This window comes from Methylorubrum zatmanii (assembly GCF_014845115.1).
Classification (GTDB): domain Bacteria; phylum Pseudomonadota; class Alphaproteobacteria; order Rhizobiales; family Beijerinckiaceae; genus Methylobacterium; species Methylobacterium zatmanii.
On the sequence record NZ_NKUI01000072.1, the window covers coordinates 1 to 12826 of the forward strand.

General features: G+C 63.2%; 15 protein-coding genes and 1 pseudogene. 8 read left to right on the forward strand and 8 right to left on the reverse strand.

Translation table 11 applies throughout. The features are described 5' to 3' along the window. Positions 1–31 precede the first annotated feature (31 nt). The 4 genes and pseudogenes from MZTS_RS09920 to MZTS_RS09935 all read left to right on the forward strand — a co-directional run. Positions 32–541 (forward strand): annotated as a pseudogene (locus tag MZTS_RS09920) (ATP-binding protein); the annotation flags it as partial. A 32-nt stretch (positions 542–573) separates the two neighbouring features. Beyond that, positions 574–717 (forward strand): hypothetical protein, encoded by a 144-nt coding sequence (locus MZTS_RS09925; RefSeq protein WP_210329208.1) that lies wholly within the window; start codon positions 574–576, stop codon positions 715–717. Positions 718–729: 12 nt separating this feature from the next. Next, positions 730–1581: a hypothetical protein gene (locus tag MZTS_RS09930; protein ID WP_192283622.1), complete on the forward strand. Its 852-nt coding sequence runs from the start codon at positions 730–732 to the stop codon at positions 1579–1581. 13 nt (positions 1582–1594) lie between these two features. Beyond that, positions 1595–2065, forward strand: coding sequence for a hypothetical protein (locus MZTS_RS09935; RefSeq protein WP_192283624.1), 471 nt, complete (start codon positions 1595–1597; stop codon positions 2063–2065). Positions 2066–2130: 65 nt separating this feature from the next. On the opposite strand, the gene MZTS_RS09940 is transcribed toward MZTS_RS09935, so the two are convergent. The 7 genes from MZTS_RS09940 to MZTS_RS09970 all read right to left on the reverse strand — a co-directional run bounded on the left by MZTS_RS09940 (position 2131) and on the right by MZTS_RS09970 (position 8180). After that, entirely contained in the window at positions 2131–2631 is a 501-nt protein-coding gene (locus tag MZTS_RS09940; RefSeq protein WP_192283626.1) for an HAD family hydrolase, read from the reverse strand. A gap of 1 nt (position 2632) precedes the next feature. Then, complete coding sequence (locus MZTS_RS09945; protein WP_192283627.1) at positions 2633–3592, reverse strand: DNA-processing protein DprA; 960 nt, start codon at positions 3590–3592, stop codon at positions 2633–2635. Positions 3593–3595: 3 nt separating this feature from the next. After that, positions 3596–4279 carry a hypothetical protein gene (locus tag MZTS_RS09950; protein WP_192283634.1) on the reverse strand — a complete coding sequence of 228 codons (684 nt, stop codon included), beginning with the start codon at positions 4277–4279 and terminating at the stop codon, positions 3596–3598. An 83-nt stretch (positions 4280–4362) separates the two neighbouring features. Next, the gene (locus MZTS_RS09955) at positions 4363–6060 is read right to left on the reverse strand and encodes an ATP-binding protein (RefSeq protein ID WP_192283636.1); all 1698 of its coding nucleotides are present in this window, start codon (positions 6058–6060) and stop codon (positions 4363–4365) included. Continuing rightward, positions 6057–7343 (reverse strand): SIR2 family protein, encoded by a 1287-nt coding sequence (locus MZTS_RS09960; RefSeq protein ID WP_192283638.1) that lies wholly within the window; start codon positions 7341–7343, stop codon positions 6057–6059. The genes MZTS_RS09955 and MZTS_RS09960 overlap by 4 nt, the downstream gene beginning before the upstream one ends. Before the next feature lie 18 nt (positions 7344–7361). After that, positions 7362–7874 (reverse strand): GNAT family N-acetyltransferase, encoded by a 513-nt coding sequence (locus MZTS_RS09965; RefSeq protein WP_192283640.1) that lies wholly within the window; start codon positions 7872–7874, stop codon positions 7362–7364. A gap of 3 nt (positions 7875–7877) precedes the next feature. Continuing rightward, entirely contained in the window at positions 7878–8180 is a 303-nt protein-coding gene (locus MZTS_RS09970; protein WP_192283687.1) for a type II toxin-antitoxin system TacA family antitoxin, read from the reverse strand. A 278-nt stretch (positions 8181–8458) separates the two neighbouring features. On the opposite strand from MZTS_RS09970, the gene MZTS_RS09975 reads away from it, so the two are divergent. Together MZTS_RS09975 and MZTS_RS09980 are read left to right on the forward strand one after the other, a co-directional pair. Next, positions 8459–9418, forward strand: coding sequence for an ArdC family protein (locus MZTS_RS09975; protein WP_192283642.1), 960 nt, complete (start codon positions 8459–8461; stop codon positions 9416–9418). Then, positions 9415–9795: a DUF2958 domain-containing protein gene (locus MZTS_RS09980; RefSeq protein WP_009864171.1), complete on the forward strand. Its 381-nt coding sequence runs from the start codon at positions 9415–9417 to the stop codon at positions 9793–9795. Before MZTS_RS09975 ends, MZTS_RS09980 begins: the two co-directional genes overlap by 4 nt. Before the next feature lie 40 nt (positions 9796–9835). Here the strand turns inward: MZTS_RS09980 and MZTS_RS09985 are convergent, their stop codons facing one another. Continuing rightward, positions 9836–10117: a hypothetical protein gene (locus MZTS_RS09985; RefSeq protein ID WP_210329209.1), complete on the reverse strand. Its 282-nt coding sequence runs from the start codon at positions 10115–10117 to the stop codon at positions 9836–9838. Between the two features lie 281 nt (positions 10118–10398). On the opposite strand from MZTS_RS09985, the gene MZTS_RS09990 reads away from it, so the two are divergent. Together MZTS_RS09990 and MZTS_RS09995 are read left to right on the forward strand one after the other, a co-directional pair. Continuing rightward, positions 10399–12537, forward strand: a complete 2139-nt coding sequence (locus MZTS_RS09990; RefSeq protein WP_192283646.1) for a ParB/RepB/Spo0J family partition protein — start codon at positions 10399–10401, stop codon at positions 12535–12537. Between the two features lie 59 nt (positions 12538–12596). Beyond that, the gene (locus MZTS_RS09995; protein ID WP_009865240.1) at positions 12597–12815 is read left to right on the forward strand and encodes a hypothetical protein; all 219 of its coding nucleotides are present in this window, start codon (positions 12597–12599) and stop codon (positions 12813–12815) included. The last annotated feature ends 11 nt before the right edge of the window (positions 12816–12826 follow it).

Here is a 12826-nt window from a genome sequence, read left to right on the forward strand (position 1 = left end):
CAATCTCCCGCATAGCTCGGCCATCGTCATCATGCTGCGCAGCCTCAAGATGCACGGCATGGCCCAGGCCATCAGCGAACTGACTGAACAGGGGGCGCCGGCCTTCGAGACCGCTGTGCCGATCCTGTCGCAGCTCCTGAAGGCGGAGATGGCCGAGAGAGAGGTCCGATCAACGGCCTATCAACTCAAGGCCGCGCGCTTCCCGGCCTATCGCGACCTCAACGGCTTCGACTTCGCCAGCAGCGAAATCAACGAGGCGCTCGTGCGCCAACTGCATCGTTGCGAGTTCCTCCAGGACGCTCACAACGTTGTCCTGGTGGGAGGGCCCGGCACCGGCAAGACCCATGTCGCTACGGCTCTCGGAGTCCAGGCCATCCAGCACCATCACAAGCGGGTCCGCTTCTTCTCCACCGTCGAGCTCGTCAACGCTCTCGAACAGGAAAAGGCTCAGGGCAAGGCAGGACAGATCGCCGGCCGGCTCGCTTACGCCGATCTCGTCATCCTCGATGAGCTCGGCTACCTGCGGCCATCGATCATGGGGCCGGTGTCTGGTTTCGAGAACCGGTGCGGGAAATGACGGTATTCGCCGAGCAGTACGATTTCGCGATCTCGCTGCTTCTGCTCGATGACGCACGGCCGTTCGCTTCGTTTGAAGCTGAAGATGAGCCTGACGTCTTCGACAAGATGATGCCCCAGCCCGGCCGGCGCGAATGGTGACGAGGATGTGTCGTGCTCGATGAAGATTTGCGTCACCGCGCTCGCCGGCTGATGGCTGGCGATTTTCGAACCGGGGATCTGGATCGCCTATTCCTCGGCCAAAGGGACAGGGCCTGGGGTCGCGCCGCTTTTCGCGAAATCGGTGATTTTGTTGCTCATCGCGACACCCGCGAAAAAGGTCTCGTCACTCAGATGGGAAAGGACGTTTTCACGAGTGTCGACGTCTGGAGCCTCAAGATGCGAGGTCGCGAGCCCTCCTGGGCCGATATCGCACGCGCGGCCGAAGCTAACCTGCGGCTCGCTTCCGACGAACAGATAAGGTCTGGCTGCGGGTGTCAGCGCGGGGCGGCAAAGAAGAGAATGCAGGCGGCGCTTGCAAAAATCGAGCGACAGGAGAGGCCAACCGATCTAGAAATAAAAGCGCTCGACTACCTCGGCAATCGCTTCATTTGGAAACCTGCCTTCACATCAGATCAACTGTTTTCAGAGTTCAGGGACGTCCTGACGCTCAACCAAATCGTAGATAAGGCCGACGCCGAAGCGCTGAACGGAGCTAAAGCTTTCGTTGCCCTTCACGCGCTATCCGTGATGCACGGATCAACGATCGTGCTGGACGGTGGTGAGAAGGCGAGATTGTTTGCAGGGTTTGCAAATCGCGACCGGCGGCTTGAAATCAAAGTTAAAATCGTTTTCAGCGAATTGGGCAAACCCCTTATGGCTCCAGTATGTCTCTTTTTGACAGATTTCGGTCCCGACGAATATTGCGATCCTGAGCTAAATAGATCTGCTGATCCAGTTTTGTTCAACCACTGGGATTTTCCGATTGATGTCGGCGCAGACAGCCGACTCTCGCGGATTTGCTAATCGAGGAAGCGGAATGGAGGGGAACAACTTCGAAAGACTTAAGGCCCACATCCTGCCTCTGTCCGTCTCGCGTAGCTTCGATGTCGCCCGCAGGGAATGGTCTCTTATTGCTGTCGAAATTAGCGAGGAATTCGATCAATGTCCCTGCGGCCAGGACATCAAGGAGCACTGCTACATACGCAATCACCTCAATAGCAACACGACCTATGTCGGAAATGTCTGCATCAATCGCTTCATTCGAATCGACACAGGGAATCTCTTCGACGGTCTGAAGAGGATTGCGAAGGATCTCACCGCGAACGCCAACAGTGACTTGATCGAGCACGCCTACCGGATGGGCTATCTCTATGGCGAGAAGGAATACACTTTCCTGAAGCAGACTATGAGGAAGCGGAACCTCTCGGCTGCGCAGGTCGCCTGGAAGGTGAAGATCAATCGGCGTATCGTCGCCCAAACGGTAGTTCAAAAACGGACGGTCAGATGACGATCAGCATCTCGGCTCGCTTTGCACCCCTTCTGGCGATCGAGCAGCCGACGCACGGTCGCCCTTCACCCGCGAGCGTTCAGATAGGCCCGCAAGCCGGCGACGCTCATGAACATCTCGTCCGGCGCCGACGCCTTCAGGGCCGACGCGTCGGCTAGACCCCACGCCGAGCCAAGCGCGACGACACCCGCCGCACGCGAAGCCTGCGTGTCCTCCGGCTGATCGCCGACGTGATATGTCTCCTCCGGGTCAGCGCCCGCCTTCTGCATCGCTAGGATCAGACCTTCAGGGTCCGGCTTCCTGGCGCGCACCTGATGGTAACCGAGCACGATATCGATCGGCCACTTGTGCTCCCTGATGAAGGCCTTGGCGACCATGTCAGGACTCTTTGTCACGATCGCCAACGCCTGCCCGACCTCATGCAGTTCCTTCAGCAGTTCATGGATGCCCTCATAGACGCGCAGCTTCGGCGCCTGGGCCATCACAGCTTTCCAGTTCCTCGCCGCCCGCAGGTGCTCGACCGGCGAGGTGTCGACTAGCGTCTGATCGAAATCGAAGATCACCATCTCAGAACGCCATCGATATCTGCGAGCCCGACTGGGACGGTGGTGACGGCTCTTCCGATTTGCCGCGCTCCGATTTTAGGCGATCGAGGAACCGCGTGAGCGCTTCACCATCGGGGATCGGATCAGCCCAACGATCGGCGATTAGCATCTGATTGCCCTTGGTCTTGTCCTCGTGGCGCCACGTCGCCGGATGTTCGATGCAGGCCAGCGCACGCTTCTGCTCTCGCGAAAAGCGGACCGTATGCATCGTCCCGCCCTTCACGTCGGTCTCGATAACGAGCACGCCATCCGATAACCCGCTCTGAATCCGATCGCGTTCGGCAAACGCCGTCCGCAAAGGTGTGACACCCAGCGGATACTCGCTCACCAAGCAGCCCTCGAATTCGAGGAGGCGCTGGGCCAGGCCACGGTTCGCCGCCGGATAGACTTTGTCGAGGCCATGGGCCAAGACAGCAACGCCAAGACCTCGTGCATCGAGGCAGCCCTCGTGCCCCAGCGTGTCGCAACCATGAGCGAGACCGCTGATAATGGCAAAGCCGGCTTCCACGGCGGTAGCCGCCGACTTGCGGGCGACCTTTTCGCCGTAAGTAGTCGGCTCGCGCGTACCAACCACGGCGACGCAATGGGCCGCGTGGAGCCCCTTCGCGTCACCCTTCACGTAGAGCACGGCCGGGGGGTCCGGAATATTCTTCAAGCGCGCGGGATATCCCTCTTCATGCAGCGAATAAGCACGCACGCCGGCGGCAAAGCTGCGCTCCAGTTCGTCCTCGCTCCGTATCCAGGCCTGGAGGAGTTCGCTCTCCGGCAGTTTCGCCCGTCCCGCCTTAGAGAGCACCTCATCTCGGGCGTCGGCTTCGCCAATCTCGCGATCGACGATCTTAAGCGCCGCTCGACGACCGACACCCTTCAGCTTCATGAGCGCGACTAGCGCGGTCGTCGTCGGCGATGCCAATACTGTCATGGCCTATCCTTTCTTGACACCGGCCGCTTCCTGCTCACCCTGCTGCCATACCTTGTCCCACTTCGCAGGAACATGATCGTTGTCGGGATTCGGGCACCAGTCGACCCTCTCCGCCTTCGCCAACGCCAATCCATAGACCTTGGCCTTCGGATTTTTTTCCAGAATCGCCGTTGCTATTTTCGACAGTGTAGCACCGCGCGTTATGAAGTCATCGAAGACAAAAACATGTTCAGCGTCCAGCTTCTTGGCTTGGTATTCAGCCTTCTCAAGTTCAGCGTCGCGCTGCTCCGCTGAATAGAAGTTATGAATCTTCTGATGCACTTTCTTGCTTAGCGCGCCTATATCGGACTGTGTTCCAACCATGCCGGCGCACTCGGTTGCGAAATACGGGATTGCGCGGTCCGGATCAGCCTTCGTCTCCCCGGATGACAACGCCGCGACGAATGTTGTGTCATCGACGTCGACTCCCACCGCCTCGATCAGCGCGGGGACAGCGCTATAGAGAAGCCGACCACCACCGTAGATCGCCGCCTTGTCCTTGTTCTTGAAACGGATCATGCGCGACGTCCACGCCTCACCGGTTTTATCTGTCAGCTTGTATGTCAGCGTATACGAATGCGTGATACCCTGCGAGCGGCTAAGATGGGGAAAGCCCATCCAGCCCGCGATTGGATTCCAATGGATCACTACTTCCCCTCCCCACGTCTATACTTCGACAGAATTAGGTGAGCGTTCTCCGGTAGAGTTTCAACTTTACCGTGCCAACATTCCTAAGGTTTCTTTCGCGTATTCCAATAGGCTTGAAACGCGGGCCCCTTCGAGTTTGGCGGCTTCGACGGCCGTCCGATTAAGAGTGGCACCGGAGCGGGGATATCAGGCCCGATCACGATCGCCTCGCCCGGTGCCAGCGTCGGGATGAACATCGCCGCATCACGGTCGAGGTCGCCACACGCCTTCTCCACCGTGTCGCGGTCGTGGTCGTTCGTCAGACGGTGAACGATGAGTGTGCCGAGCTGGCTCAGCACATCGGCCGGAATGTCGCGTGGACGCTGGGTCGCCAGCACGCAACTCAGGCCATATTTCCGTCCCTCCTTCGCGATCAGACCGAAGGCGTCGAGATACACGCTGCCGTATTCATCGCCGACGGTGCGGCCGAGGAACTGATGTGCTTCATCCAGAAACACGATCATCGGCCGATCGCGAAAGACACCGCCACGCGCGCAATCTAGCAGGAAGCGCCCGATGATGTTCAGCAGGATCTCACGCGTGTGGTGCTCGAACCGCACGTTTTTGAAAGAGATGCGAATGAGATCGTCGTCATCCTTCGAGCAGAAATCATTCAGCACGTTCGCGAGGGACGTCCCGGCCGTGCCGAAGATGCAGGCGAGCTCCGGCGAGTGGATCATCGTCCGCAGCCGCGCGATCATCGACTCGCAATAGCTGATCGAGTTGTTTTCTGGCCCACCCCAGTTGCCCGGATTGTTCTGCGAGTTCGACCAGACGCATTCGTTCTGCACCTGATCCGGCAGGTTCTGAATGTTGAAGGTGCAGAACGGTGTGTTCACCTGCGCTCGGTAGTGATCGATCGCCGCGAAGTAAGGCGCGCGCGGCTTGTTGATCTTTTCCACGAGGCCCGCCGTCACGGTGACGCCGGCTATTGCAGCGCCCGCGGCCGCGTTCACGAGCTTCAGGCTTTTGATGGCGTCTCTGAGCCTCGGCCCCTGGCTCTGCCCTGATGGTCTCACGAGCGTGAAGAGGTCGTTCTCGCTCATCGACTGATAGGGGAAATACACGACCTGCGCCGTCCCCTCGGCGTGATTGAATGTGTAGTGCTTCGAAATGGCGGGGATGTCGCCAAACTCCCCGGTTGGATCGAACATGATCGCGCGGCCGCCTGCGGCCTTGATCTGGTGGAGAAGCGTGGCGATCGTCCAGCTCTTGCCGCCGCCCGTCGCACCGAGCACACCGCAGTGGCGGCCGAACAGCTTCTCGGCCGAAAGCCTGATCGGCACACCGCCGCCAGCATCAAGCGTACCCAGTTCCAGGGCCACGTCGCCCGGATCATTTGTCGTGTTCGAGATCAAGCTGCCAAAAGCACTGCCACTCGCCAGATAGACGCCGTCGCCCACTCTAGGATGAGTCTTCAGACCGCGCTGAAGGCGCTGGCTCGCCTGGTCGATGGTCGCCAGAAGCTGGATGCGGCCGATCGGATGCGGGTCTGGCGGCGTGCCGAGACTTGGTTCCAAGGTGAGACGCTCCACGTCGGGAACCCGGACCTCGAGGATGCGGCCGAGGAGTTTGTACTGCTCGCAGTCAATGAAGACGAACTCCCCGACCGCCCCCCGCGACAGACGTCGCCGTTCTGGCCGCGCCGTCGCCTGCGGCAAGTTCGCTTGAACGAGCGATGCGCCGACATAGGTGATGGTGCCGATATAGTAGTCAGGATCAACGAGGCTCGGCGCGTTCATGGCTTGGCTCCGCCCGCGCCGGACGTGGCGTCGCGAAGCGCCTTGACACGCATGGCATGGCGTTCGCGCTCGGTTTCGGCGACGAGATCGGGAAGCGCGAGGGCGAGATCCTCGAAGCGGCCGTTCAGCAGCATCACCCGCTCATCCCCGGTCTGCACGAGGCGGAACAGCTTGCGGTGAAACTCATTCTTCGAGGCGTCGCTCTCGACCTTCAGCGGGTCGGCGTCGATTAGCGCCTGGTCGACGAACACCGGATCGCAGACCACAAGCCGGAAGCTCATATTGCTTTCCAGCGCGGCCAAAACGGGCTGGGCGAGATGGCTGTCGTTGAAGCTGAATCCTGCCACCAGCAGCGTCGTGTCGGGCTCGCGCAGCGCAGTCTGAAAGGCCGACATCATGTCCAGATACGGCGGTTCGAAGGCCTCCTGATACTTGCTGTCGCGTGGATAGATCAGAACCGGCTTACCCTCGGCGCCGCGTGCCCGGATGATCTCTGTCGCCGTCCGTCGCCAGTCGATCGATCCATGTAGCTTGAAGAGCTGCACGACACTGTCGAGATAGTCAGGTGCGTCTTTCGCGTTATCGCGGCGAACGATATCGAGCCCGAAATGCGAGCGGTCGAAGACCGGCGGCACCGCATGCGAAAAGCCGTCGATTACGACGAAACGCTGGAGCCGCGCCGCGTACTCGAAAGCGAGATCGTAGTTCGTGGTGAAGAGCTTCGTGCGAGGCTTTCTCACGCCGCGCCGAGCAAGCTTGCGCAAGATCCCCTGATGCGCCACCAGGTCGGTCTCCGCGTCAACGAAATCCACGCGCGCCAGAATCGCCGCCTCGGCCTTGACGATGAACTCGGCGACAAGTTTGCCGTTCGCATCCGCATCGCCATACAGTGCGACATAGAGCTTGCACTGCGTCAGCAGCTTCTCGATGTCGGTGATCTTTGTGCCGTTCGGAATGATGCCCAGCACCGCGTCGAAAGCCGCCGTGCCCATCCCAACCTTCGCCGCCTCCCAAAGGTCGGCAAGGCCCGGCGCCGTCTTCACCTTCAATTTTGAAGCGGCGGCATTCGCAACGCAGAAGGACGAACCAGCGCCGGTAAGCAGCAGCAGGTTGGTGGCATTCAGACCATTCAATAGGAACCCATCGATAGCCCGCCCGCTGCCGCGCTCTTTCGTCTCTCCCGTCGTTGCGTCGACCTCATCGGCGTAGCGCCGCCAAGTCTTCGCTGGTTCAAAGAGCCGGATGTTCTCCTTCGCCGCCGCGCGCCCATCCCAGAATGCCATTTCCTACCCCCCGTTTTCTTATTTGAAGAGCTGTTCGATGTCCGCCATCGGCCTGAACAGCTTCATCGGCTGGTCGGGAAACGACAGAAAGCTCTCTCGCTCGTAGAAGCGCCGCGCATTGTCATCCTTTGCGTCCACGACCACCGCGAAGGACGCGATCTCGCTTCTGACAGCCCGAAAGAGGGCATCCGCCAGCAGAAACCGGCCATACCCCTTGCCTTGATGTCGTCGATCGACCGCGAGCCGTCCGAGAAGGGTTGCCGGAACGAGCGGATAGCGCGGCAGTTTCCGCGCTGTCTTTTCCGGCAGGTCCCAGAGATTCACCGCTGTCGACGAAAGGGTGTAGTAGCCAGCCACCGTACCGTCCGACAGCACCAGCACGAAGGGCGCGGCCATGTTCTTGCGAGCATCCTGACCCGCCTGAACCCGGAAATACCGGTCGAGCGGCTCGATGCCACTTTCGAACGCGGACCTGTCGTGCTGGGCACCGAGAATCTCGACCCGCAGGGCTTCTCCGATATCGTCCGCCACCCGTCAGACGCCGGTCGCCTGGCGATAGCGGCGCACCGTGTCACGCAGACGGTCATTGACCGGCTGCGGGTTGAGCAACGCTTCTACGAAGGTCTCGCTGTCACGGACCGACAGGTCCAGACGCTGATGCTCGTCGATCGCCCGGCGGGCGGCCTCCTGGACGCTGGACAACACGAAATCGGTCACCGTCCGGCCTTGGAGGGCCGCGGCGCGCTCAATAAGGCTTTTCTGGTCGGCCGTAACGCGCGTCTCCAGACGCTCGCCACGGACACGGCCACGAGGCGACTGCATCGCAGGTTTGGGCATCATCGTTCTCCTTGATCAAATATGTACGGCCAATGGCCGGGAAAATCAAGGAATACCTTCAGAGTTTGTCAAGGCGGCCGAGGCAAGACGGCAAAAGTCGAATTAACCAAACGATTTTGGGGGGAAAGCCTTCCCCTGCGGCCGAGCCTTCGTCTCGGCCGACCCCTTCTGCGGGGAGACCCCGCAACGCCCCCGGTAGAGTGAGAGTGCGGACCGGCTTTGCCGTGACGGGTTGAGAGTTGGGAGAGAGCTTCCGGCGCCCGTCGCGGAGATCCGCGATGTCCAGAAAGACCGCATCCGCTCGCGCCGGCCAGGACCGAACGAGCCTCTACGACGAAATCACCGGCAAGATCATCGGCGAGCTGCAGGCCGGCCGCGTGCCCTGGGTCCAGCCCTGGGGGACCGCGGCGGCGAAGGCGCCGCTCGCCATGCCGAGGAACGCCGCCACCGGCCGGCATTATTCGGGGATCAATGTGCTGATCCTCTGGGGCGCCGTCATCGAGCACGGCTTTGCCGGCCAGAGCTGGCTCACCTTCCGCCAGGCGCTGGCGCTCGGCGGCAATGTCCGCAAGGGCGAGCGCGGCACGACCGTCGTCTATGCCGACCGCTTCGTGCCCGACGACGAGAAGCGGCGCGCCCGCGAGACCGGCGACGAGGCCCAGGCGATCCCGTTCCTGAAGCGCTTCACGGTGTTCAACGCCGCGCAGTGCGAGGGTCTGCCGGAGGACGTCGCGATTGTCGCGCCGCCACCGGCGCCGGGCCTTGTCGAGCCGCAGGTCGAAGCGCTGATCCACGCGACCGGCATCGATTTCCGCATCGGCGGCAATCGCGCCTTCTACGTGCCAGCGCTCGACTATGTGCAGGTCCCGCCGCCCCAGGCCTATTTCGAGCCGATCAACTGGCACCGGACCGCGCTGCACGAGCTGGGTCACGCCACCGGCCATCCGTCCCGTCTCCGGCGCGACATGACCGGCGGCTTCGGCACCAAGAAATATGCGTTCGAGGAGCTGGTCGCCGAAATGAACGCGGCCTTCTGCTGCGCCTCGCTCGGCATCGTGCCGACCGTGCGGCACGCCGATTACATCGGCTCCTGGCTGGAGGTGCTGCGCGAGGACAATCGCGCCATTGTCCGCGCGGCCAGCCAGGCGAGCAAGGCCGCCGATTGGCTGCTCGGCTTCGTGCCGGCCGACGGGGCCGCGCTGTCGGCCGAGCCCGCGATCGACAGGAGGGCCGCATGATCCTCCTGACCGACGAGCTGCGCGAGCAGCTCCTGGCCAACGGCCGGATCCGCGGCGCCGACCACATCCCCGTGGTCAAATTCTTCAACCCGCTCGGCGAAGGCGTCTGGCTGGCGACCGAACTTGACGCGGACGGCGACACCTTGTTCGGCCTGGCCGATCTCGGCGAACCCGAACTCGGCTCCTTCAGCCTCGCCGAAATGATCGCCGTGCGCTTGCCGATGGGTCTCGGCATCGAGCGCGACATCCTGTTCGAGGGCCTTTATCCGATCTCGGCCTGGGCCGAGGCGGCCCGTCGAACCGGCGGCATCCGCGAGGCCGAACGCTTGCTTCACGCCGTACACCGCGCGAGGCCCGATCCACCCGTAAAGGCGTAAATCCGTGGAGGCGGGTCTGCGGTTTTGCGGCTTCTCTCGTTTACGACGAGACGCTGTCCTTCAGCAGGCCCGCCCAGACGGCGAGGATCATGCCTTCCAGGTCGTCATCCTCGCCGACCACGACGCTGAAAATGCCGAGCAGCTCGGAAAATTCCCGGACGTCGAGATGGCCGCGCGCCTGCAGCGCGGTCGCCAGCATCGTCAGGGCCTTGCCGCTGGCGCCGATCAGCGCGCGCTCGACCTTCGACAATCTCGGCCGCGATCGCCTGCGGCCGAGCATCGCCAGCCAATCGCGCCAGGGCGTCCGCGCGCCGTCCTTCACCGCCGTGTTCATCGTTTCCTCCGATCGCCCCGAGCGCCGGGCGATCCGGGCACACGCGAACCTGGCGGGCGCGTCTTCCTCTCCAGCCACACCGCCAAGGGCGACTATTATAGTCGTCTTTCGTCAATGCCAGAGGCTTTGCGCGGCGAACGTATCCAGATCGGTCCGGTCGCCGCGCCCCGAGGCGCCGGCCAGAAGAGAGTGAGAGGGAGGACCGGATTTTCGTGACGGGTTGGAGGTCGAGAGAGAGGCTCTCGGCCGCCCGTCGCGGAGTAATCCCGATGGCTACTGCAATTCAGAAGATCGTCCTGTCGTCCTCGCGCGACATCCCGTTCAACAAGCTGGTGCTCAGCCAGTCCAACGTCCGGCGGGTGAAGGCCGGCGTCTCGATCGAGGACCTAGCGGCCTCGATCGCGCGTCGCGGCCTGATCCAGAGCCTCAGCGTCATCCCCGTGGTCGATGCCGAGGACCAGGAGACCGGCATGTTCGAGGTGCCGGCCGGCGGCCGCCGCTTCCGGGCGCTGGAGCTGCTGGTCAAGCAGAAGCGCCTCGCCAAGATCGCGCCGGTGCCGTGCGTCGTGCGCAAGCGCGACGACGAGGTCCTGGCCGAGGAAGTCTCGCTGGTCGAGAACATCGACCGCGCGCCGCTCCATCCGCTCGACCAGTTCCGCGCCTTCCAGGACATGCGGGTGAAGGGCAAGACCGAGGAGGAGATCGCCGCGGCGCTCTTCGTGCCGGTCCAAGTGGTCAAGCAGCGCCTGCGCCTCGCGGCCGTATCGCCCACCTTGCATGAGGTCTATGCCGAGGACGGCATGACGCTCGACCAGCTCATGGCCTTTACCGTCACCGACGACCACGCCCGGCAGGAACAGGTCTGGGACGCGATCAAGGACGCCTGGTCGAAGGAGCCGTATCAGATCCGCCGCATGCTGACCGAGACGACGGTGCGCGCCTCGGACAAGCGCGCCGTCTTCGTCGGCGTCGAGGCCTATGAGCTGGCAGGCGGCATCGTCATGCGCGACCTGTTCCAGTCTGACGATGGCGGCTGGCTGCAGGATGCAGCGTTGCTCGATCGGCTGGTCGGCGAGAAGCTGAAGGCGACGGCCGAGACGATCGCCGCCGAGGGCTGGAAGTGGATCGAGGTCGCGGTCGGATTCCCCTATGGCGCCACGCGCGGCCTGCGCGAGCTGCAGGGCGAACCGCTCGACCTGACTGCCGAGGAACAGGCGACGATCGAAGCGCTCAACGCCGAATACCAGAAGCTCGAGGCGGAATATGAAGGCGCCGACGAGCTGCCCGACGAGATCGACCAGCGGCTCGGGGAGATCGAGACGGCGCTGTCGGCCTTCGAAACCCGTCCGGTCCGCTTTGAGGCCGACGACATCGCCCGCGCGGGCGTGTTCATCAGCATCGCCCATGACGGCAGCGTCGCCATCGATCGCGGCTATGTCCGGGCCGAGGACGAGGCTCCCGAACCCGGCGCCGAAACCGACGGGGGCGAGACCGAAGGCCAAGCGAGCGAGCCCGATGCGCCGGCCGTGCAGCGCGCCGTCATCACGATCGGCGGCCAGCCCATCGAGGCGGATGACGACGAGGACGACGCGATCAAGCCGCTCCCCGAGCGCCTGGTCATCGAGCTGACGGCCTATCGCACCCTCGCGCTGCGCAACGCCGTCGCGGAAAATCCGCACGTCGCCATGACCGCGCTGCTCCACAAGCTGGTCTCGGACACCTTCATGACCCGCATGTATACGGGCGCCATGGAGGCCGGGGTGAAGCACGTCTTCTTCCCGGCGCAGGACGATGGGCTGAAGGACAGCCCGTCCGCCCGCGCGGTGCAGGACCGTCACGCCGCCTGGGCCGGCGACATCCCGAAGGACGACGATGCCCTGTGGGACTGGCTCGCGGGCCTCGACGACGCCAGCCGGATGGCGCTGCTGGCGCATTGCGTCAGCTACGGCGTCAACGCGCTCTATGAGCGGCCGAACCCGCACAGCGCCGGCGGCGTGTCGCAGCACACGCTCGACATGCGGCTCGCCCAGGCCGACCGCCTGGCCAAGGCGACGGGGCTCGATCTGGTGGAGGCCGGCTGGCGCCCGACCTTCGGTAACTACCTCAACCGTGTCACCAAGCCTCGCATCCTGCAGGCGGTTCGCGAGGGCGTCGGCGAGCAGGCCGCGCAGCTCATCGACCTCCTGAAGAAGGGCGACATGGCCAAGGAAGCCGAGCGCCTGCTCGCCGAGACCGGCTGGCTGCCCGAGCCGCTGCGCCTGATCGACGATGCCGAGGCGTCCACACCGGAGGTCGAGGCTGGCGGCGAGGACGACGATGCTGCGCTGCCCGCATTCCTCGCCGGCGACGACGAGGATGTCACGGCGGAGGCCAACGACGATGAACCGCACCTTGTCGCGGCCGAATGACGAGCACCCGGAGCGGCTTTGGCCGCTCCGGTCCTTTCCCCGATCGAAGGAGCATCGCCATGCCGCGATCCACCCCGTCGCCGCGCCGCGTCGTCTTCCAGTACCTCGTTCCCGTGCATGTCGAGGTCGAGGACGGCATCGTCCGCCGCGTGACGATCATCGACGAAACCCCGGTGCGCGATCCCGTCGTCGTCGAAGGCGATCCCGCCAATCTCGCCGATGCCGTGCGCGCCGCCGACGACGGCCAAGCCTGGCCATCCTGGCAGTTCGGCTACTAGCCACCGCCATC